The organism is Candidatus Thiothrix sulfatifontis, from assembly GCA_022828425.1.
Classification (GTDB): Bacteria; Pseudomonadota; Gammaproteobacteria; order Thiotrichales; family Thiotrichaceae; genus Thiothrix; species Thiothrix sulfatifontis.
On sequence record CP094685.1, the window covers coordinates 2,881,562 to 2,902,441 of the forward strand.

The 20,880-nt window shown below is 52.6% G+C and carries 18 protein-coding genes; 7 read left to right on the top strand and 11 right to left on the bottom strand.

What is annotated here, in order from left to right:
• Positions 1-23: 23 nt before the first annotated feature.
• Entirely contained in the window at positions 24-2,855 is a 2,832-nt protein-coding gene (locus L3K52_14310) for an SUMF1/EgtB/PvdO family nonheme iron enzyme (GenBank protein ID UOG91360.1), read from the bottom strand.
• A gap of 172 nt (positions 2,856-3,027) precedes the next feature.
• Here L3K52_14310 and L3K52_14315 point away from each other — a divergent pair, with 172 nt between their 5' ends.
• Positions 3,028-5,388 (top strand): esterase-like activity of phytase family protein, encoded by a 2,361-nt coding sequence (locus tag L3K52_14315; GenBank protein UOG91361.1) that lies wholly within the window; start codon positions 3,028-3,030, stop codon positions 5,386-5,388.
• A 59-nt stretch (positions 5,389-5,447) separates the two neighbouring features.
• Here L3K52_14315 and ppk2 read toward each other — a convergent pair whose 3' ends face one another.
• The 5 genes from ppk2 to L3K52_14340 form a co-directional block, all read right to left on the bottom strand.
• Positions 5,448-6,371, bottom strand: coding sequence for a polyphosphate kinase 2 (ppk2, locus tag L3K52_14320; GenBank protein ID UOG91362.1), 924 nt, complete (start codon positions 6,369-6,371; stop codon positions 5,448-5,450).
• A gap of 95 nt (positions 6,372-6,466) precedes the next feature.
• Positions 6,467-7,195: a hypothetical protein gene (locus tag L3K52_14325; protein UOG91363.1), complete on the bottom strand. Its 729-nt coding sequence runs from the start codon at positions 7,193-7,195 to the stop codon at positions 6,467-6,469.
• Positions 7,196-7,272: 77 nt separating this feature from the next.
• Positions 7,273-8,232 (bottom strand): acetylxylan esterase, encoded by a 960-nt coding sequence (locus tag L3K52_14330; GenBank protein ID UOG91364.1) that lies wholly within the window; start codon positions 8,230-8,232, stop codon positions 7,273-7,275.
• A 51-nt stretch (positions 8,233-8,283) separates the two neighbouring features.
• The gene (locus L3K52_14335; protein UOG91365.1) at positions 8,284-8,592 is read right to left on the bottom strand and encodes an isoamylase early set domain-containing protein; all 309 of its coding nucleotides are present in this window, start codon (positions 8,590-8,592) and stop codon (positions 8,284-8,286) included.
• 86 nt (positions 8,593-8,678) lie between these two features.
• Positions 8,679-9,122 carry a hypothetical protein gene (locus tag L3K52_14340; GenBank protein UOG91366.1) on the bottom strand — a complete coding sequence of 148 codons (444 nt, stop codon included), beginning with the start codon at positions 9,120-9,122 and terminating at the stop codon, positions 8,679-8,681.
• A 156-nt stretch (positions 9,123-9,278) separates the two neighbouring features.
• Between L3K52_14340 and L3K52_14345 the strand changes: the two genes are divergently transcribed.
• Positions 9,279-9,608, top strand: coding sequence for a multidrug efflux SMR transporter (locus L3K52_14345; GenBank protein UOG91367.1), 330 nt, complete (start codon positions 9,279-9,281; stop codon positions 9,606-9,608).
• Here L3K52_14345 and L3K52_14350 read toward each other — a convergent pair.
• Both L3K52_14350 and L3K52_14355 read right to left on the bottom strand, forming a co-directional pair.
• Positions 9,605-10,351: a hypothetical protein gene (locus L3K52_14350; protein UOG91368.1), complete on the bottom strand. Its 747-nt coding sequence runs from the start codon at positions 10,349-10,351 to the stop codon at positions 9,605-9,607. The genes L3K52_14345 and L3K52_14350 overlap by 4 nt on opposite strands.
• A 13-nt stretch (positions 10,352-10,364) precedes the next feature.
• Positions 10,365-12,200, bottom strand: coding sequence for a pyruvate kinase (locus L3K52_14355; GenBank protein ID UOG91369.1), 1,836 nt, complete (start codon positions 12,198-12,200; stop codon positions 10,365-10,367).
• Positions 12,201-12,377: 177 nt separating this feature from the next.
• Here L3K52_14355 and L3K52_14360 point away from each other — a divergent pair, with 177 nt between their 5' ends.
• Positions 12,378-13,418 (top strand): substrate-binding domain-containing protein, encoded by a 1,041-nt coding sequence (locus L3K52_14360; protein ID UOG91370.1) that lies wholly within the window; start codon positions 12,378-12,380, stop codon positions 13,416-13,418.
• 85 nt (positions 13,419-13,503) lie between these two features.
• On the opposite strand, the gene L3K52_14365 is transcribed toward L3K52_14360, so the two are convergent.
• From L3K52_14365 to L3K52_14375, 3 genes are read right to left on the bottom strand one after another with little or no spacing between them, the layout of a single operon-like run.
• Positions 13,504-14,313, bottom strand: coding sequence for a UDP-2,3-diacylglucosamine diphosphatase (locus L3K52_14365; GenBank protein ID UOG91371.1), 810 nt, complete (start codon positions 14,311-14,313; stop codon positions 13,504-13,506).
• The gene (locus L3K52_14370; protein ID UOG91372.1) at positions 14,264-14,962 is read right to left on the bottom strand and encodes a class I SAM-dependent methyltransferase; all 699 of its coding nucleotides are present in this window, start codon (positions 14,960-14,962) and stop codon (positions 14,264-14,266) included. The genes L3K52_14365 and L3K52_14370 overlap by 50 nt, the downstream gene beginning before the upstream one ends.
• Positions 14,963-14,964: 2 nt before the next feature.
• Positions 14,965-16,179 carry a DUF3419 family protein gene (locus L3K52_14375; GenBank protein ID UOG91373.1) on the bottom strand — a complete coding sequence of 405 codons (1,215 nt, stop codon included), beginning with the start codon at positions 16,177-16,179 and terminating at the stop codon, positions 14,965-14,967.
• 239 nt (positions 16,180-16,418) lie between these two features.
• Here L3K52_14375 and L3K52_14380 point away from each other — a divergent pair, with 239 nt between their 5' ends.
• From L3K52_14380 to pstB, 4 genes are all read left to right on the top strand, one after another.
• Entirely contained in the window at positions 16,419-17,198 is a 780-nt protein-coding gene (locus tag L3K52_14380; protein UOG91374.1) for a GNAT family N-acetyltransferase, read from the top strand.
• Positions 17,199-17,295: 97 nt separating this feature from the next.
• Positions 17,296-18,684, top strand: a complete 1,389-nt coding sequence (gene pstC / locus L3K52_14385) for a phosphate ABC transporter permease subunit PstC (protein ID UOG91375.1) — start codon at positions 17,296-17,298, stop codon at positions 18,682-18,684.
• Between the two features lie 12 nt (positions 18,685-18,696).
• Positions 18,697-19,980, top strand: a complete 1,284-nt coding sequence (gene pstA / locus L3K52_14390) for a phosphate ABC transporter permease PstA (GenBank protein UOG91376.1) — start codon at positions 18,697-18,699, stop codon at positions 19,978-19,980.
• 5 nt (positions 19,981-19,985) lie between these two features.
• Entirely contained in the window at positions 19,986-20,870 is an 885-nt protein-coding gene (gene pstB, locus L3K52_14395) for a phosphate ABC transporter ATP-binding protein PstB (GenBank protein UOG91377.1), read from the top strand.
• Positions 20,871-20,880: the final 10 nt, after the last annotated feature.

Consider the following 20,880-nt stretch of genomic DNA (forward strand, 5'->3'; position numbering starts at 1 on the left):
CGCCCTGCTTGGCTCAACTTGACCTAGGGGAGAACAAGCCGGAAACCGTTATCGTAGTCCCGATTGCCCGGCGTGTTGCTGAGACGGGTAGCGGAACGCACGTTCAGTGCATCGTAGCGCCCCGAGCCACCGCGCAACACGCGGAAAGTGCCACGAGCAGCACCCTTCGGGTCGCTGACAGAAGAGGCAGCATACTCACCATACCAATCTTCACACCATTCCTTCACATTCCCGCTCATGTCATACAGCCCAAACGCAGTAGCAGGAAAACTCCCCACGGGAGCGGTATTGGGATAAGCATCCTTACAATCAGAATCGGCGCAATTGGCTTTCCCCTCACTCATCGTCTTGCCCCACGGATACGCCGTATCATCCTTCCCACCACGGACAGCATATTCCCATTCGGCTTCGGTCGGTAAACGGTAAGATTTGCCCGTCCGTTCGTTCAGCCACCCAATATAAGCAGTGGCATCGTCCCAACTCACATTCACCACTGGCTGACGGTAACGCCCAAAACCCGCATCAGACGGATAGTCCACCGCCTTGCCCTTGCGCTGCTGATCCCACACGTAGTAGTCGTATTCCATGAAAGTGACTTCGTATTTACCAAGTTGGAAAGGTTGGGTCAGGGTGACTTCGTGGGCAGACGCTTCGCCACCATAACCAGCATTCTCATCACATTTCTCAACACCTTCCACATTGTCACGCCCGTCCACACAACCCATCGTGAACTTGCCCGGCGGGATGACTTCGGACATTGCCGGTAACGGCGGAGCATAGCCGAGCGTCCATAAGGGTTTGATCAATGCATAACTAAACGGCAATTTGTGCTGATCTGCCCACCACGCCGATTCCGCCAACACACCCAACAAACCTGCCAGCAACGCGGTTTGCCCCCACGCCACCCACCGACTACGCCGCAAATACTGCCCCTCCACACTCTCAGGCCGTGGGCGCTGATGCCTGAACACCCGCAAATCACGCCACCCCGCCATCCCGAACCAACGCCCCAGCCGCTTGCGTTCCTGCCAGCGTTGCGCATCCACCTGCAACTGCTGGCGCTGGTAATCGCGGTCACGGTTATCAAACACGTAGTTGAACAACGTCGGCCAATAACCGATGGCGCGACCTTGTGCATCCTTGCGGTCACTGGGGCGCACCAACATTTCGTGCACCAACTCAACGAAACCGCCCTCTTGCTCCCCTCTACCTCCGGGAGAGGGGCTGGGGGTGAGGGTCTCCCCATCCGTCACAATCAAGCGCAACGGCCCCACCTGCCCGCCGCCCTGCCGTACCCGTTCGCCCGCCAGCACCTGCACCACCTTTTCGCCCTGCTTCCCGCCGCCAGCCTCATGCACCGCATCCGCCCGCAACAAGCGCCGCCGTGTATGCCGCCCGCCCTCATTGATGCGCGTCAACGCCAGCAACAAATCCAGCGCCTGCTTGCGCCCGCGTTCGCCCAGACTGCCGATCAGCGCATCCGCCTGCTTTGCCAACATCCCCACCACACCATTGTTCTGCTCGTAATACGCCCGGCTCAAGCGTTGGCTACCGTGGGTTTGCGCCTCGTTCCACAATTCCGCCAGCGCACTTTCCACCAGCGGCAACGCCCCCGGTTCACCCCGCGCATCGCGCACCATTGCCTCCACCAGCCCCTCATCCACCTGCAAACCCGCCAACCGTGCCGGATACACAATCAGCTCGCGCAAACCGGCCTCGGTCATGGTCGGCAACAGGTAATCGCCCTTGAGGGTGTTGTACAGCTTGAGCAGTTCCGGCAGGTATTCAAAGCGGTCAAGGAAATCCGAACGGATGGTGCTGATCAAAAACAGCGGGCAATCCGGGTCAGCCAGCGCCGTTGCCAGCAAGCGGTCAAACTGGCGGCGTTCTGACTCTTCAGCCAGCGTGAACAATTCCTCGAACTGGTCAACCACCAGTAACACCGCACTGCCTGCGGGCAGCAGCGGACGCAGTGCATGTGCCAAAGCCGCTGGTTTGTCCGCACGGTTGAGCTTGCCCAACCAGCCATCCATGTCTTGCTGCGGAAACGCCTTCGCCAGCTTTTCCGCCAACATCTCCACCGGCTTCTCACCCGGAATCAGCGGCTCCAGAATTTTCCAGTCGGCATAACCAGTACGCCGCCACAATAAACCCTGTTCGATTTTCGGCAACATCCCGGCACGCACCAGCGACGACTTGCCCGCCCCGCTCGCAGCGTGGATTTGCAGCCAGTAGTAATAAACGGATGTGGAGAGAATGGCACTGGTTTCCGGCTTAGGTACATCGGCATAACCGAGTTTTTGCAAGGCGTGCAACACTTCCTCATGCCGCCCGAAAAAGCGGTCAGCATCTTCGCGGCGGAAATAGCTCAAGCCACGGTAGGGGTCGCCCTTGAGCAACCTTGGGCTTGGCTGCAAACCTTGCCGCGCCTGCAATGCCTCACGCAATCCCGACGGCAAATCGCAGCTATCGGGATGCCAGACACTGGCTTGGATTTGCCGCAGAAATACCGGCAAATCCTCAAACACGCCTTCCGGCAGCAACACCGGGAAAATTGGCAAGCGTTCGCGGTCATCGTGCGGCGACAGCTTGCGACTGAGGGCGACTTCGACTTCCGCCCCCACCCAACGTTGCTGCTGCACGCCGTCACGCCCGACAAGCAGCACGAAGGCGGCACAGCCTTGCACTGCATCCTGCAAACTTTTCAGCCAGTTGTCACCGATGCGGATGGATTCTTCGTCGCGGAACACGCTAAAACCGGCTTGTTCTAGCCGTTCGCGCAAGGTTTTCGCCGCCTCTTTGTCGGTGCGGCTGTAACTGAGAAAAATCTGTGCGGTTTGCGAGGCGTCTGCCATCCCAATGCTCCCATCTCATGCGAATGGCTGAATTATGGCACAGGCTTACCCAGTGTGCGTTCCATTTCCCACTGCTTGCTGTTTCACCAAAACGTCATATTTTCGTCAAACAACCTTCATCCAAACCGCCAACAATCATTTATTTCTATCATCCCCAGCTATGGAGTCCTTCATGCGCCTACCTGTTTCCCTAAAACTGTGCGCCCTCGCGCTCGCGGTCACACTCGGCTTAAGTGCCTGCAACGATAACAACAACGAAACCAGCACCGCCACAGACAACACCACCCCAGCGACCAGCACCACCAAAAATTTCAATCGTGTTGCCTCGTTTCCGGTATGCCTGCAACTGGATGCTGACTGCAATGTTGCTGACGAAACCGCTGCTGAAATCGTCGCCGCCAGCACCGATGGCATGACACTGATTTACAGCGACAGCCCTAGCAAATCCATCGGTTTCGTTGACATCACCGACCCGACCAAACCCAAAGCCGCTGGCAAACTGAAAATGAGCGGCGAACCGACCTCCGTTGCCGTCAAAGGCAATTACGCGCTGGTCGGTGTCAACACCTCCGCCGACTTCATCAATGCCAGCGGCAAACTGGATGTGGTCAGCCTGAGCAGCAAAACCGTGGTTGCCTCCCTCGACCTTGGCGGTCAACCGGATTCCGTAGCGGTTAGCCCTGACGGTAATTACGCCGCCATTGCCATCGAAAACGAACGCGATGAAGACGTGAATGACGGTGCGATTCCCCAAGCACCTGCCGGTTATTTGATGATCATCGACCTCAAGGGCGAACCCAGCGCCTGGACAAGCCGCAAAGTGGACATGAGCGGCTTAGCCGCCGTTGCCTCTGGCGACCCAGAGCCGGAATACGTTGACATTAACAGCAATAACGTCGCGGTCGTGACCTTACAAGAAAACAACCACATTGCGTTGGTGAACTTGGTCGATGGCAAAATCACCAACCATTTCAATGCAGGCTCAGTAGACCTCGACAAAATCGACATCAAAGAAGAAGCGCCTGCCCTGATTACCACCGATGGCGCATTGAGTGCCATTGCGCGTGAACCGGATGGCGTAACCTGGTTATCCACCGACTTGTTCGTCACCGCTGACGAAGGCGACTGGTTGGGTGGCAGCCGTGGTTTCACCATTTTCAATACCAAAGGCGAAGTGGTGTTTGCAGCGGGCAATAGCATGGATCACCAAGCCATCCGCATGGGTCACTACCCCGATGATCGCTCCAAAAACAAAGGTAACGAACCGGAAAATGCCGATTTTGGCACTTTTGAATCCAATAAATTCCTGTTTGTTGCGTCCGAACGTTCCAACTCAGTCTTCGTCTACAACGCCAACGACAACAGCAAACCTGTACTGAAACAAGTGTTGCCAGCGGGTTCAGGGCCGGAAGGTGTGCTGGCGATTCCATCGCGCAATTTGTTGATTGCTGCCAGCGAAGTCGATGCGCGTGCTGACGTGATTCGCTCAACGCTGAACATTTACCGTTACGAAGACAAAGCCGCTGCTTACCCAACCGTCATGTCCGGCAGTGATGCCAGTGGCAATCCGGTAGCGTGGGGTGCGATGTCAGGTCTTGCTGCGACGCCGAATGATGCCAACGCGGTGTACGCCATCGAAGACAGCGTTTACCAGCAAAACCGCATTTTCAAACTGGATATTTCTAGCAAGCCTGCCAAGCTAAGCGTTGCTGCCAAAATCAGTGACCTGAACAATGTGCTGGGAAGTTTGCCCGTTGCCACGGTTGATGCGGCTGCCAAAGCCGACAGTGAAACCCGCAAAGACGTGTTTGACAGTGCCGACCTGAAAGCCATGATCAACGCCGACAAAACCGTCAACCTTGACCCCGAAGGCATTGCGGTTGCCAGCGATGGCGGTTTCTGGATTGCCTCCGAAGGTGCGGGTACGGTTGGTGAAGCAGCACGCCCCGTCAATAGCGCTAACCTGCTGTTCAAAACTGACGCTAACGGCATTATCCAGCAAGCCATCCCGCTGCCAGCCGACATTAGTAGCAAGCAAATCCGTTTCGGCTTTGAAGGCGTGGCGGAATACAACGGGCGTGTCTATGTCGCGGTGCAACGTGCTTGGAACAAGGAAGCCAACCCACGCATCGGCATCTACGACACCGCAACGAAAACTTGGAGCTTTGTGTTTTACCCACTGGATGCGGTCGCGTCCAAAAACGGCGGCTGGGTCGGTTTGTCTGACTTGACTTCACTCGGCAACGGTCAATTCTTGGTGGTCGAGCGTGATAACCAAGGCGGGCCGGATGCTGCCATTAAACGCCTGTACCGCATCGACACCAACGGCGTAGCGGCTGGTGCAACGGTTGCCAAGACCTTGGTACGCGACATCCTGCCAGACCTGAAAGCCACTGGCAGCCCGGTCATGGAAAAAATCGAAGGTTCAGCCGTACTCGCCAATGGCAATGTCTTGATCATCAACGACAACGATGGTGTGAAAGACAACAACGGTGAAACCCAGTTGATCAACTTGGGCAATATCATCAAGTAAGTGGTAGAAAAAAGCCTCCCCTGACAAGGGGAGGTTTGGAGGGGTTTCTTCAGCCCTAATCAATAAATCTTCGGCACGTAAAGATCATCCGGCAAGGTGCGACGCTCATAATCCGGGTTGAACACCCGCTCAGGCAGCGTCACTTTCTCAGTAGCAACGTCTTCATACGGAATTTTCGACAAAATATGCTCGATGCAGTTCAGGCGTTCGCGCTTCTTGTCATTGCCTTCGACGATGTACCAAGGCGCTTCGGGGATATTGGTGCGCTCGAACATTTCTTCCTTCGCCTTGGTGTAATCTTCCCAACGCACACGCGATTGCAAATCCATCGGGCTGAGTTTCCACTGTTTCATCGGGTCATGAATACGGGTTAGGAAGCGCAATTGCTGCTCTTCATCCGTAATCGAGAACCAGTATTTCAGCACAATAATGCCGGAACGCACCAACATGCGCTCGAATTCCGGTACATCCTGAAGGAATTGTTCAACCTGATTTTCGGACGCAAACCCCATCACCCGCTCAACGCCAGCGCGGTTGTACCAAGAACGGTCAAACAGCACGATCTCACCGCCCGCAGGTAAATGCGGCACGTAACGCTGGAAATACCATTGGGTCATTTCGCGGTCACTCGGCTTTTGCAAGGCCACCACACGGGCAACACGCGGATTCAAACGCTGGGTAATGCGCTTGATGACACCGCCCTTGCCTGCGGAATCACGTCCTTCGCAGATAATCAGCACTTTGGCATTGGTCTTCTCAACCCAGTATTGCAGCTTGATCAGCTCAGACTGGAGGCGCAGCAGGTTGGTGTAATAAGTGCGGTTATCCAACATATCCGGGTGCTGGCGCTTGTAGATTTTGCGGATTTCCTCGCTGAGCATGGGTTCGCTGAATTCCATCTCGAACATGTCATCCAAGGTATCGTCCAGTTCCGCTTGTAGCCAGTCGCGGCTGTCTTGCGCTGCATTGTCTTCGTGATTCATTCAGACTCCTCGTATTATCTGGGGTGAAAATTAAAACATTCTTAAACACGGCAAGATAGTAACGTTTCTGTGTGACAAAATGGTGTCGCGTAAAATCACACGTACAACGGTGCCATACGTCGCCAGTAATAGCCGCGATGGGCACGTTCATTCCATTCGTGCAACTGGTGCGGAACGTTCTTGCTGTGCAAAATATGACTCAGATGGTGGTTATTGCCCAGAAACGGGTCTTCCTTGCCGATGACCAACACAATATCCATTTGCCGCAAGTGCTGTAAGCGCTGCTCGCAATGCAGATTCGGCAAAAAATGGGTCGGTGTGTGGAAATACACATTCTCGTCGTAATAGCCATTGAACAGGTCGGAAAAACTTTCCGTCTGCATCGTCAAGTCATAACGCCCGGAAAACGCACACAGTTTCTGAAACAAATGCGGGTGGCGGAATGCAATATTCGCGGCATGAAACGCCCCCAAACTACAGCCGTGCGCAATCGTGCAAGGATGTTGGTTCTTGTGTTGCATAAACGGCAACACCTCATGCAGGATGTAATCCTCAAACTGCATGTGACGACGGATGCGCTCGGCGGGGTGTTTCCAAAAACAATACAGCGCATCGTGATCCACGCTATCCACACAAAACAGTTGCAACTGCCCCGCGTTAATCTTGTGCGCAAGTTGCTGCACAATGCGCAACTTTTCGTATTCGTCAAAACGCCCGTCGCGGGTAGGGAACACCAACACCTTTGCGCCTGCGTGCCCGAAGACTAACAATTCCATCGTGCGTCCCATGCGAGGGCTGTGCCAGCGGTGATATTCGCGTTGCATTGACCTGACCTGCTTACTTGTTGGCGATAATCATGATTTCGATGGGCGCATCATAAGCGGCTGATGTTGCAGGCGTTTTAAAGTAGTGCGAAAAATCCTGCCAATTCTTGCAATAACTGCTGTTCCTGCGCCACGCGCTTAGGGTAATCAAAATGCCCGGCCTCCAACACAAACAGCGTTTTCTCACCCGGCAAAGCGTTGTACACCGCAAACTGCCCCGGTGGTGCCACGGCAGGGTCAAACAAAGCTGCCGCCACGTGCATCGGTTGTTGAATCCATTGCGCTGCACTCGCCGCATCGTAATATTGCAAGGTATCCAACACATTCCCGTGCTGTTGCTGGTAACGCTGCACTGCTGCGCCACTGCCAATCGTCGGCAACGTCAGGCGCAAGGGCTGATGCCCAAACGTCGGCACATTCACATGCGCCCGCTGAATCCGCGCATCCCACGGCAATGCCAACGCCCCAACCCCGCCCCCGAAACTAATCCCCGCATAACCGATATGCCCCACCGTTGCCGGAAAGAGTGCCTGCGCCGCCGACACCGCCAACCAAAGGTCATCCACACAACCGCCGATCACATAGCGATCGCGCTTGTCGATGTCATGCAACACATGAAACGCCGGATTCGCCGATAACGGTGGATGCTGGCTACGCGCCAAGCCCCGCAAGCATGGAAATAACAAGGCGGTACCTGCCGGTTGCAAGCGAAAATCCGCGCCATCACAACCGCCGTAACCGTGCCCAAACACCAATGCGCGTGTCACCGGCTGCTGTTGCGGAATCAATACCCAGCCACGAATAATGAAATGATCGGTAGAGCAGTAGCGCAAATCGTACACTTCATAACCGTGCTGCGCCGTTCCCGTGTGCGTAATGCGCGGGCGCGGGTGCGTCTGCAACGCTCGCGCGTAACGAGCTTGCCAAAAATCCGCAAAATCAGCCGGTGGTGGTGGCGGGCTAACCGCGAGTAGATCATTCAACGAATACCCGTAACTGGGGTCAAAAGCAAAACCGTGGGTAAAACTGACAGGCATCCGCGTTCCTTTACTACGCTACCGAAACCTGTGTTTATACCCTATTTTGGGTCATACGCGAACGATGGAATTCTCACCATCCACACCATTGGTCGCATAACCGTCCGCTTCCCAGTCATTTTCCCAGCGACAGCCGTCATGCAGGTAGCGGAACTGGTATTGCGGCGTCGCGGTATCCAGTTCCAACACCGTGGTGAATTCACCGTTTTTTAGTGGCGTCATCGGGGTTGCCTGTGCGTCCCACGCGTTAAAATCGCCAACCAAATGAATGGTCGCAGCGGCTTGGGCAGCAGACTTATGGACGCGAAACGTTACTTTGCAAGCAGGACGCGTTTTCAGGTATTGTTTTTTGAGGCTCATGATCCGTGTTCCTAAACGTGAAGTGGCGGTATTGTCACACGGCAATGTTAAGCAAGTTTGATGCCACCCCGCTTAGTTGACATGAATTACCATGTTTCGCGACAGGTAATGCCTTCATCGTGGTATTCCGAGGACACGTGCAGCGTAATAATTTTACGCCCGGTCACCGCTTCGGTCACACCGTCAATCAAACCAAATCCAAAGTGACACAGCGCGTGGGAACCGGCCGCAATGCCGCGCTCACGCAGCACCGAACCAATGCGGCAACCGCTCAATTCGGCGTTATTGCCGTCCAGTAATACACCATCCATAAATTCTTTGTCTTGGAAAAACTTCGCCACAACGTCACGCGCCATCTCTGCATCGCCGGATTGCCCGGCGCCTAAGCGCTTACCCATTTGCTTGCCTGCATAACGAAACACGCTGACGGCACCTTTTTTGCCAATCAAAATTTCGATCTGCTCTGCCAAATCAGCCAGCAACGTGACTAAATCACGCGTATCCATCGCACAATGTTTTTTATCATTCATATTAACGTCACTCTAAGGGGGCTTGTCGTGCAGGAATATAACAAAACTCTAATACATCCTGATGACAAGACGATAATTGGTAAGAATCAAATGCCATAACACTCATAATCCGTTTATCATACGGGTTCGTCATTATGTAGCACTAAACCCTAACTTATGTCTTATTTTTACCTTGCGCTTGCTATCGTCGCTGAAGTCATTGCCACCAGTTCGCTGCGGGCAACGGAAGAATTCACCAAGCCCATTCCGACGCTGATCATGGTGGTGGGTTACGGCTTCGCGTTTTATTTCATGACACTCGCCCTGCGTACCCTGCCATTGGGGTTCACTTATGCCGTATGGTCAGGGCTGGGAATTGTGTTGATCAGCATCATTGGCATTGTCATGTACGACGAACGCCTGGACTTACCCGCCGTGATTGGCATGGGCATGATCATTATCGGCGTGGTTATCATTCAAATGTTTTCAAAGATCGTAAAGCATTAATTCTCGTCTTGCTCTTGCTGGTATTCGTGCAATACCGCAATTTTTTGCCAAATCTTGCGCGACAAATCATTGGTCAACGATTCCACGTCGTTGACCGCATCATACAGTATCGAATCATTGAAGTTCTGCGCGTAATACGCCGCCAGCTTGCCAATAATTGACAGCATTTCACTGCAATAATCCAAATAACGGATCAGTTCAAACGCCCCAAGGTTGCGCGGTGGTGATGATGCCGTGCGAGCCGCTTTATTGAGAATGTAGCTGGGGTCTTTAGTCAACTGGTGCATATCCACCACGTGTGCTAAAGCGCGTAACTCGTGAATCGCCGCCAACGCCCGACTGCGCTTGAAACGCTGCTCCAAGGTGATCAGCGACAATATCCACAAGCCCAACAGAAACGTGCCGCTCAACACCGCTTCGACTGCCTGCAAGAAATCCCCCGGTTCGGCGACGCGATTCGACAATAACGCCTGAAGTGGCGACCAGGTAAACCATAGAGGAACCCCCAACACCAGCAACGCGGAGAGCAACATCACGCCACGCAGCCACCAACTGGGGCAAGCGATCCAACACGCCTTGGCTTTCAGCGCATCCACTTGGTGGTTTAACTCATGGCACACCTTGAGCAAATTGGCGTGCGGAAAACGTTCGTGTATCCGAATACACAATTTCTCCGTGGTTTGTTTAATGCGATCGACGTCCAAACGCCGGTAACAGATAGTGGCATCATCGGTATCAGCCATAGCCCAGCCTCCGTTAATGATTGAGTTGTAAAGAATGTTGGCACACGCTGAGCGGGCGCATCATTAAGCGGCGTTTGTGGTAATGGCTTTCCATGCGCTGCAAAATACCATCCAAAAAACGCACCGTTTCGACAATGTGCGGGCCTTTATTGAGCATGGCGCATTCGGCGCGAATGCTCACTGCCGCATCAGTGACCTCAGCGCGGGATGGCGCACCTTTTTTCGCCATGCCTTCCAGAATTTGCGTTGCCCAAATTACTGGAACGTGCGCGGCCTCGCACAACCATAAAATTTCTTCCTGCACTTCGGATAAGCGCTCGAAACCAACTTCCACCGCCAGATCACCCCGCGCAATCATCACCCCAACCGTGGAGGAGCGCAGCGCAGCCAATAAAATAGCAGGCAAATTTTCAAATGCTGCTCGGTTTTCAATCTTGAGGACAATGCCAGTGTCAGGAATGTCAAGGCGCTGCAAGTGGGCTTGCAGGTCTGCCACATCCTGCGGAGTGCGCACAAACGACAAGGCCACCATGTCCACTTTACCTGCCATGGCCTCCAAATCGGTTATGTCTTTCTCGGTAAGCGCCAACGTGTGGAATACAGTATCGGGAAAGTTAATGCCTTTTTCCGAGCGCAACTTTGCGCCACCGGGCGGCGTATGCGTAATGATTAAGCCGATGGTGTCGCCGTCGCTGGTTTCTACTGTGCCGCCGATTTTGCCATCATCCAGCCACACTTGCTGGCCTGCTTGCACCGCACTAAACGCCTCCGCCAAGGTGCAATGAATGCGGGCAGCTTGGATTTGCGCCCCGTCTGCATCGTGTTCTCCGGGAATGCCCGGCTCATCATCACGGGTGAGGAGCAAATGGTCGCCCACTTGCAGTATTAATGGGGGAATCACTTCGTGCACATTGACCAAAGCGCCTTTGCCAAGTTTTTTGCCATGACGCTCGAATACCAGCTTGGTATTTTCCTGCAAGTACGCGGTATCTTCAGTCGTCACCAAACGGGCGTGCTGGTGTTTGGCGACAATGCGGAATTCGCGGCTGGCTTCGCGGGCATCGGTAAGCAGGATGTGATCGCCCGGCTGCGATTCTGCCAATGTTTTGCCGCTGACTTCCAAGGTGGGGAAATCATCCGCTACTGCTTCCTCGCCTTCAGGCACTAGCCAGATGCGCCCCGGCATGTACACGTGCCCAAACAAATCACGCAGCGGCTTGAGTTTGACGACGCGCCCCACGGCACGGATCGTGCCGGTGCGTAATTTTGGGCCTGCCAAATCAAGCTCGATTTTGCAAGTTTTGCCCGTGCTGGCTTCTGCCAAACGCAAATTGCCGATCATTTGCTGCCAAGTATCGGCGTTATCATGGGCGCAATTGATGCGCATCACATCCATACCTGCCTCCAACAAATGACTGAGCAAAGCATGGCCTTCTGCCGCTTCGGTTGGCATCGTCACCATAATGCGCACATCGCGCTGTGCCGGGCTTTCCCCAAACAAGGCAGTGCTGGCGTGTTCCAAGCGTGTTTTGCTGTCTGCCACACTCACGGGGGCAAAGGGTGCGGCACTCGGTGCTTGCCCTTGCAAGCATTCCAAGGCCGCAATCACGCTATTCAAGGTAGCCAGCGTGTGCGACTCCAACACGCCCAAAGAACTCAAGCCGCGTTCAATCAGACCGAATTGGACTTCCCGCAGCTCGTGGCTGCGCAGCGCGAGGTAATGCAATAAATTGTGCGCGGATGCCCGGTGCATGGGCTGAACCCGTTCAGCATCCGCGTGTTGTGCCGCAAAGCTTACCGCTTGCTCGCGCAAACGGAGCAATTGGGTCAGCAAAGTTTGATTATCCATGGTGCTTACTCCGAATCCTTGGTTTTGATTCATGCTACGCTGCGGGCATTGCAGCTTGATGACAGCCCCCTGAGCAAGCATTGTCATCATTTCTTAATATAACCGCCATAAAACGTTCATTAAAACGCTCTACGATTCGCGCAAATCCATCCTGGATTCTTTTTAAGGAGCTTTAGAATGAAACAACTTACATTGGCAATCGCCTTGGGTCTGGCGGCTGCTGCTGGCGTTGCACAAGCACGCGACAACATTGAAATCGTCGGTTCTTCCACGGTATACCCTTTTGCTACTGTTGTTGCTGAACAGTTTGCCAAAAAGAGCGGCGGTGCTGCTCCTAAAATTGAATCTACCGGTTCAGGCGGCGGCTTCAAACTGTTCTGCGCTGGCGCTGGCATCGAAACCCCAGACATCACTAACGCTTCCCGCCGCATGAAAAAGAAAGAGCTGGAAACTTGTGCAAAAAACGGCGTTGATGCTGTCACTGAAGTAAAAGTCGGTTACGACGGTATTACCATCGGTAGCGCAAAATCAGGTGAACCCCTGAACATTTCACGCCGTGATTTGTTCTTGGCTTTGGCAAAAAATGTTCCGACTGCTGACGGCACATTTGTTCCAAACCCTTACACCACCTGGAAGCAAATCAACCCTGCGATGCCAGACGTAAAAATTGAAGTTCTCGGTCCACCGGCTACTTCTGGTACACGTGACGCACTGGTTAGCTTGGGCATGAAAAAGGGTGCATTGAACTTCAAAGGCATTCCTGAACTGGAAAAGAAAGACAGTGCTGCTTTCAAGAAGCTTTACAAAGAAGTCCGTGAAGACGGTCACTTCATTGAAATGGGTGAAAACGACAACCTGATCGTGCAAAAACTGAAAGCTAACCCTAGTGCATTTGGCATTTTCGGTTACAGCTTCTACGACCAGAACCGTGACAACCTGCAAGCAGCCACCATTGACGGCACAGAAATCAGCTACGACAACATTTCTACCGGCAAATACCCACTGTCACGCCCACTGTTCTTCTACGTGAAAAACAGCCACGTTGGTCAAGTTAAGGGTATCAAAGAATACATGGCTGAATTCACCAGTGAAGCAGCACTGAGTGCAGACGGCTATCTGGCTGAAAAAGGCTTGGTTGCCATGCCTGAAGCTGAAAAGAAAGCCACCATGGCTGCTGCTGCTGCATTGACACCACTATCAGCAAGCGCACTGAAATAATAAAGTAGTCCATAACAAAGATTTACTAAAAAGTTAAGGGAGCATGGATGCTCCCTTTTTTATGTTTGTGGCATTAAGAGTTTGTTTAAGCGGCTACCGGCTCAGATGCCCCAACCGGCAAACACAATTCAGCAGCGGTACTTTTGGTATCGGTCCAATGCACCACGTGCAAACTGCCATCCCATTCTTCCACCAGCGCGGTGCAACTTTCCACCCAGTCACCATCGTTGCAATACAACACACCGTCAATATCGCGGATTTCAGCATGGTGAATATGCCCGCAAATAATCCCATCCAATTCGCGCCGCTTTGCTTCTTTCGCCAGCGTTTCCTCAAATGCTGAGATGAAATTCACCGCCGACTTGGTTTTGTGCTTGAGGTACGCCGAAAGTGACCAATACGGATACCCCATGCGCCGCCGCAGACGGTTGTACACATTGTTTACCACCAGCAAACGCTCGTACATCCAATCACCAAGAATTGCCAACCAGCGTGCAAATTGCATCACGCCATCAAATTGGTCGCCGTGCAGCACCAGAAACTTGCGCCCATCCGCCGTGGTATGCACCACTTCGTCTTCCAAACTGATCGCAGTAATCCGGTGATGAATAAACGGACGCAGAAACTCATCGTGATTACCACTGACGTAGGTCACTTGCGTGCCACGTTGCGCCCGTTCAAACAACAGGTGCACAATCTGGTCGTGGAACGCGTCCCAATACCAGCGTTTGCGCAAGGCCCAGCCGTCAATAATATCGCCAACCAAATACAAATGGTCGGATTGATTGTGTTGCAGAAAATCAAGCAAAAACTCGGCTTTACACCCACGCGAACCGAGGTGTGTATCAGAAATCCAGATACTGCGATATTTGCGGAAGTTCTGGTTGATGCTCATTGGGAATCCCCCCTTTCTGGTAATGCGCCAATACCGCGTAACGCCCACTCAAATGGCGGATACGCAGTTGCTCATGATGACGGGCTGCCATTTGCTCCAAATACGCCGGAACTGCCGGATCAGGGTGGACATTGAACCATGCCAACCACTGCAACAGCAGCTTGCGAAACCACGCGGGCATGGTTTGCTGGTCGGAAAAATCCACCACGTGCAAACAACCACCGGGTTTGAGGATGCTTAAAGCGTGTTCCAGCGCATCCTGCCAACCGGGGATCATCGACAGCACATACGAAAATACAATGTGGTCAAACGGTTTTTCCAACCCAAAACTGGTGTGATCGATCTGCCCCGCCAACCCTTGCTGTAAGGTGATTTGTTTGGCATACAAGGTATTGCGCAAATTCTCGCGGGCGGTCGCCAACATCATTTCAGACGCATCAATGCCGTAAAGCTTGGCGCGGGGTTGACGATACGCCAGCTTCGCGAGATTGCGCCCGGTGCCGCAGCCGATCTCCAGCACGGTTTCACCCGGCTGTAACGGAATTTCTGCCAATAACGCATCGCGCCCTAGCAAATAATACTTGCGGGATAAGTCGTAAACGTACCGTTGGTAACGGTACTGCTGATCCATTTTTTGTGCGGCATCCATGATCAATCGGCCTTGCGGTAAAGGTGAAAACCACCGTAAATCGCCGAACGGTCTTGCTTAAACAGCAACGCAGAAAGCTCGGCTTCGTACACAAACTGGCTGCGTAACTCGGCAGGTAAGGCGGCTTCCAGTGGTGATTCAGCGGCGGCGGTACGGAAGATAATGCGCGTCCCCGGCTTGCCGACGCGGGCAACTTGCGTCCACAACTGGGTGAGGACGTCATCCGTCATCCAGTCTTGCGCATCGAGGAACACGAAACGGTCGTAACTGTGTGGGGCTTGCTGTTCCAAAAAGTCGATCATTGAGCCGAGGTGTGTATCGACTTTGCCCAACTGACTGTGGATAGCGTCGTAGTTTTCAGCTTTGAGGTAATCAGGAATCGCTTGACGCTTTTCATGATCGTAGCTGTGGCTAAAACCTTGCCATGCAAAATAATTGTTCTGAATTGGGGTGTCACACGCCAAGCGTTCGACCCGCTCGCGGTATTGCTCAATCAGATTGCCCTGCTCTTTCATCGCCTTGTATTGCTGCGGCGGGATGCCCAAGCTGAATACTGACATTGGCAGTTTACCCAAAAACTTTACCACTTTATTGTCAAAGAATGGCGCAATGTGTTCGCCGAAAATGGTGCGCTGCTCATCCAAGCTAGTGGCGGCAAGGATTTTTTCCGGTTGATAATTGGTGCGGCGGGCAATCCAATGCAGGAGGCGCATGAAGTAACCGAAGCGGGTTTGGCGATACAGCCCGTCACGGAACATATGAATGCGCTTCTGCCCTAAAATACTGCGGCCTTGCCAGAATGCATCCAACTCAGCATCCATGTGCGGGCGGATGTACTGTTCGTAATGCGCCGGGTTCGTGGCGCGATCAGCGTAACCGAAGAAATCGTAGAAGGTAGCGTGATCTGGCAAATATTTCAGTGCCTTCAACTTCAAGCGCGTTAGCGACAAATGGTAAGGGTTCAGGTCGATCGCCGTGATGTGTGCGGGGTCGGCAGTCAAGTAATTCAAGACATTGCAGCCACCCGAAGCGATCGTGAGAATACGGCTTTCCGATGTCAATTCCAATGCCTGCATGTCAACCGTAGGGTCTTCCCAAATCTGGTTGTAAATGAAGCTGTTAAACCAAAAACTAAATAAACGTTGCTGCATCCCCATCAAAGAGGTTGGAGCGTGTTGATGCACTGCATCGCGCATTGCGTCGGAAATACCTGCCATGAAACTCTCACTAACAAAATCAAATCGTGGTAGCGAGGCTAAGGCTTGGGAATGACGGCAAAATGACGCTTGTGTGACAATTGTGTTAATACGCTATATTCTTTTCAGCATAGGAAGATAATAATCACTGATTTCACTCATGCCTACTCAGGATATTTAACGTCTCTGCAAAATAACCGTCATCTCCCTGTCATACTCCTTTCATAAGCTGGCGCGATATTATGAAAGGAGTTTGACCTATGACCGCCGCTATCCCATTACCACCGATTAGAGTAGAACTCGCCAGCACCCCGGCAGACATCTACGCCTCCCAACGCCTGCGTTATGAAATTTTCGCTAAAGAGCAGGGCGCACAATTAGAAAGCGCGGCTGAAGGTATCGATCGTGACCATTACGACGATTATTGCCATCATCTGTTGGTGCGGCGCACGGATAATCACGAAGTAGTGGGTTCTACCCGTATTCTCACCACGCCAAATGCACAGAAAGCAGGCAGTTTTTACTCCGAAAACGAATTCGATTTGCACGGCTTGTTCCCCCAACTGAAGGGCAATGCGATTGAAATTGGGCGCACCTGCATCCATCCCGATTTCCGCAATGGTGCGGGGATTGGCATGTTGTGGTTAGGTTTGGCGCAATTCATGGAAATGCACCAAGTCGACTTTATGTTCGGTTGCGCCAGCATCAGCATGAATGACGGCGGTGCTCAAGCCTCAGCGATTATGCAAGAAGCACGCGCTCATAATCTCGCGCCTGCCGAGTTACGTGTTAAACCGTTAATGCATTTGTTACCGGCGCAACCTGCCGCCAAAGTTATAATGCCGCCCTTGTTAAAAGCTTATTTGAAACTCGGCGCATGGGTAGCGGGCGAACCGTGCCTCGATCCCGATTTTAATGTCGCCGACATCTTTATATTATTGGATGTTAATAATCTGAATACCCGTTATCACCGGCATTTTGTGCAAGGCAGCTTACAGCGTCGTCCGGTCAGTGACGTCGGTTTGTTGCAGGCGGCATAAAACGATTAACTACCTGTAACAATAACGTCATATTGCGCGTCTACAATTCGGGGCGCGTTCTTTTAACCAGACCGAACAGTCCCAAACAGGAGTTTTCATGAGTACCTTGGGTATCTTGCTGACGCTAACGGTACTAGCTGCCTTTAGCTATTACATCGGCCGTAAACGCTCACTCGCACTGGCTACCCCAGCGAAGCGTGGCGGTAATGACCTGCATTCCTTGCCCAGTTATTACGGGTATTTAGTGGCTATTTGGTGCGGTATTCCGGCACTGATTATTTTATTGGTGTGGTCACTGTTTTCTGACTCCATCATTACCCAGATGACGCTGGCACACTTGCCCGCTGAATTGCACAATCAGTCAAGCGACCAAGTGAGCTTAATCAGCAACCAGATTCGCAATCTAGTGGCTAATGGCGTCGAAACAATTACCGACCCGGCTATGAAGGTGGCGGCAGAAGAATATTCACGCTTACAGGGCATTAGCAATATGGCAAAAACCTTGCTGGTGCTAGTTATTGCTGTCGTCGGTTTACTTTTAGGGCTGCGCCTTGTCAAACCTGTCACCCGGGCGCGTAACCAAGTCGAACACGTTATCCAATACATTATGATATTGTGTGCAGGCTTGGCAATTCTCACCACAGTGGGCATTGTTTTATCGGTACTGTTTGAATCCATTCGCTTTTTCGGGCAAGTTCCGGCAACCGAATTTTTATTCGGCACGCACTGGAGTCCGCAAACCGCGATTCGTGCGGATCAAGTCGGTGGTTCCGGTTCATTCGGGGCAATTCCGCTTTTCGTGGGTACCATGCTGATTTCTTTTATCGCGCTGATCATTGCTGTACCACTGGGTTTGATGTCAGCAATTTATTTGTCAGAATACGCCAGCCCGATGATTCGCGCTTACGTTAAACCGGCGTTGGAAATCTTGGCAGGTATCCCAACCGTGGTTTACGGTTTCTTCGCCGCACTCTCCGTGGCGCCGTTCATCCGTGAATTGGGTGAAAACGTGGGTTTGAGCGTAGCGTCTGAAAGTGCTTTAGCCGCTGGCTTGGTGATGGGTGTCATGATTATTCCGTTCATGTCGTCACTTTCGGATGACGTGATTAATGCGGTATCGCAAGCAATGCGTGATGGCTCTTACGGCATGGGTGCTACCAAATCGGAAACCATCAAACAAGTGGTATTGCCAGCAGCATTGCCGGGCATCGTTGGTGCATTTTTATTGGCAGCGTCACGCGCTATCGGTGAAACCATGATCGTGGTGATGGCGGCGGGCTTGTCTGCCAACCTGACCATCAACCCGCTGGAAGCCGTGACCACCGTGACCGTGCAAATCGTCACCTTGCTAACGGGCGACCAAGAATTCGATAGCGCGAAAACGCTCGCGGCTTTTGCATTGGGTCTGGCTTTGTTTGTCATTACCCTGATCCTCAATATTTTTGCGCTACACATTGTGCGCAAATACCGTGAACAGTACGAATAAACAGGAGTCTGTATGAGTACCACGATTACTGAAAAAGTTCGCGCTGGCCTCGGCAAGCGTTACGCACGGGAAAAACGCTTTCGTGCTTATGGCTTTATCTCCATCAGCTTGAGCTTGTTGTTCCTGGTTTTATTGATGGTCAATATTTTCAGCAAAGGCTTGCCCGCCTTCACCAGCACCTACATCAAGCTAGATGTGACGCTGGATGCGCAAGCCTTGGGCGTTACCGCTGAATCCACACCGGAGCAGTTGCGCACTGCTAACTACAGCAGCGTGATTCAAAACAGTTTGCAAAATCTGATCCCCAATGTGGAAGACCGCAAGGAAAAGAAAGCACTGAAGTCACTGGTCAGTGGTGATGCGGCTTATGAATTGCAACGCATGGTATTGGCTGACCCAACATTGATTGGCACTAACCAATCGGTGTGGGTATTGGCTGATGATGACATTGACCAGTTCCACAAGGGTTATGTCGATCGCACTGCACCAGAAGCTGATCGCCGCATCAAAGATTTCCAATTAACATGGTTGGATAAATTGGAAGCGGAAGATCGACTCACCAGCAAATTCAACACCACCTTCTTCACCAACGGTGATTCGCGTGAACCCGAACAAGCGGGTATCTTAAGTGCACTGATGGGGTCGATTTACACCATGAGTTTGACTCTGCTGTTCTCATTCCCGATTGGGGTAATGGCAGCAATTTATCTGGAAGAGTTCGCGCCGAAGAATAACTGGTTCGTGGATTTCATCGAGGTGAACATCAACAACCTTGCAGCAGTTCCCTCAATCATCTTCGGTTTATTGGGCTTGGCAATTTTTATCCAGATTTTTGGGATGCCGCGCTCCTCGGCACTCGTCGGCAGTTTCGTGTTGACCTTGTTGATTTTGCCGACGATTATCATTGCCAGTCGTGCGGCTTTGAAATCGGTACCGCCTTCCATCCGTGAAGCGGCGTTAGGCGTGGGTGCATCCAAAACCCAATCGGTATTCCATCACGTGGTGCCCTTGGCAATGCCCGGTATTTTGACTGGCACTATTATCGGTATGGCGCACGCGGTCGGCGAATCTGCACCGCTGCTGATGGTGGGCATGGTAGCCTTTATCGTCGATGTGCCCGGTGGTATCACCGACCCTGCTACCATTTTGCCGGTGCAAATCTACCTGTGGGCTGACAGCCCGGAACGTGCCTTCACCGAGCGCACCTCCGCTGCAATCATTATCCTGCTGGCTTTCATGATCACCATGAACTTGCTGGCAATTGTCTTGCGTAAACAATTTGAGAGACGTTGGTAATAGTTATGACAGAAGCAACTTTGAATGATGCGGCAGTAATGCCACAAACCCACAAACCTACTGCTGGCGGTCGTGAAGAATTTGCGCATGAGATTAAGGGTACCATCGGTCGCCCTTACCTTGACGGTCAAGATGCGAAATTCTTCTGCCGTGGTGTCAACGTTTTTTACAATGGCACCAAGCAAGCCATTTTCGATGTCAACATGGACATCGGGCGCAATGAAGTCATTGCCATGATCGGGCCTTCCGGTTGCGGTAAATCCACTTTCTTGCGCTGCCTGAACCGCATGAATGACACCATCGCAGGCTGTAAAGTCACGGGCGACATTAAGCTCGACGGCGAAGACGTTCATGCAAAAGAGCAAGACCCGGTATTGCTCCGCGCCCGTGTCGGCATGGTATTCCAAAAACCGAACCCGTTCCCAAAGTCCATCTACGACAACGTGGCTTATGGCCCACGCCTGCACGGTCTGGCTACCAGCCGTTCGGAGTTGGATGACATCGTTGAACAAAGCTTAACCAAAGCGGGTTTGTTCAAAGAAGTTAAAGACCGTCTGCAATCACCGGGCACTGGCCTTTCCGGTGGTCAACAGCAACGCTTGTGTATTGCCCGTACCATTGCCGTTAGCCCGGAAGTCATCCTAATGGATGAACCGACGTCCGCGCTTGACCCGATTGCTACCGCGACTATCGAGGAATTGATTGACGAATTGCGGGCAAGCTTTACTATCTGCATCGTAACCCACTCAATGCAACAGGCAGCGCGGATTTCTCAACGCACCGCTTACTTCCACATGGGTTATCTGGTTGAGCTGAACGACACGAAAACCGTGTTCACCAACCCGCAACACCAGTTGACTGAGAATTACATCACAGGTCGCTTCGGCTAAGGGCGGCACG

Bases quoted from the DNA above. Each gene is read 5' to 3' on its own strand.
- L3K52_14350 (UOG91368.1), bottom strand. From the start codon at position 10,351: ATGGCTGATACCGATGATGCCACTATCTGTTACCGGCGTTTGGACGTC.
- L3K52_14335 (UOG91365.1), bottom strand. From the start codon at position 8,592: ATGAGCCTCAAAAAACAATACCTGAAAACGCGTCCTGCTTGCAAAGTA.
- pstA (UOG91376.1), top strand. From the start codon at position 18,697: ATGAGTACCACGATTACTGAAAAAGTTCGCGCTGGCCTCGGCAAGCGT.
- L3K52_14355 (UOG91369.1), bottom strand. From the start codon at position 12,200: ATGGATAATCAAACTTTGCTGACCCAATTGCTCCGTTTGCGCGAGCAA.
- L3K52_14330 (UOG91364.1), bottom strand. From the start codon at position 8,232: ATGCCTGTCAGTTTTACCCACGGTTTTGCTTTTGACCCCAGTTACGGG.
- L3K52_14340 (UOG91366.1), bottom strand. From the start codon at position 9,122: ATGAATGATAAAAAACATTGTGCGATGGATACGCGTGATTTAGTCACG.
- L3K52_14380 (UOG91374.1), top strand. From the start codon at position 16,419: ATGACCGCCGCTATCCCATTACCACCGATTAGAGTAGAACTCGCCAGC.
- L3K52_14315 (UOG91361.1), top strand. From the start codon at position 3,028: ATGCGCCTACCTGTTTCCCTAAAACTGTGCGCCCTCGCGCTCGCGGTC.
- L3K52_14375 (UOG91373.1), bottom strand. From the start codon at position 16,179: ATGGCAGGTATTTCCGACGCAATGCGCGATGCAGTGCATCAACACGCT.
- L3K52_14365 (UOG91371.1), bottom strand. From the start codon at position 14,313: ATGAGCATCAACCAGAACTTCCGCAAATATCGCAGTATCTGGATTTCT.
- pstB (UOG91377.1), top strand. From the start codon at position 19,986: ATGACAGAAGCAACTTTGAATGATGCGGCAGTAATGCCACAAACCCAC.
- L3K52_14345 (UOG91367.1), top strand. From the start codon at position 9,279: ATGTCTTATTTTTACCTTGCGCTTGCTATCGTCGCTGAAGTCATTGCC.
- L3K52_14360 (UOG91370.1), top strand. From the start codon at position 12,378: ATGAAACAACTTACATTGGCAATCGCCTTGGGTCTGGCGGCTGCTGCT.
- L3K52_14310 (UOG91360.1), bottom strand. From the start codon at position 2,855: ATGGCAGACGCCTCGCAAACCGCACAGATTTTTCTCAGTTACAGCCGC.
- L3K52_14370 (UOG91372.1), bottom strand. From the start codon at position 14,962: ATGGATGCCGCACAAAAAATGGATCAGCAGTACCGTTACCAACGGTAC.
- pstC (UOG91375.1), top strand. From the start codon at position 17,296: ATGAGTACCTTGGGTATCTTGCTGACGCTAACGGTACTAGCTGCCTTT.
- ppk2 (UOG91362.1), bottom strand. From the start codon at position 6,371: ATGAATCACGAAGACAATGCAGCGCAAGACAGCCGCGACTGGCTACAA.
- L3K52_14325 (UOG91363.1), bottom strand. From the start codon at position 7,195: ATGCAACGCGAATATCACCGCTGGCACAGCCCTCGCATGGGACGCACG.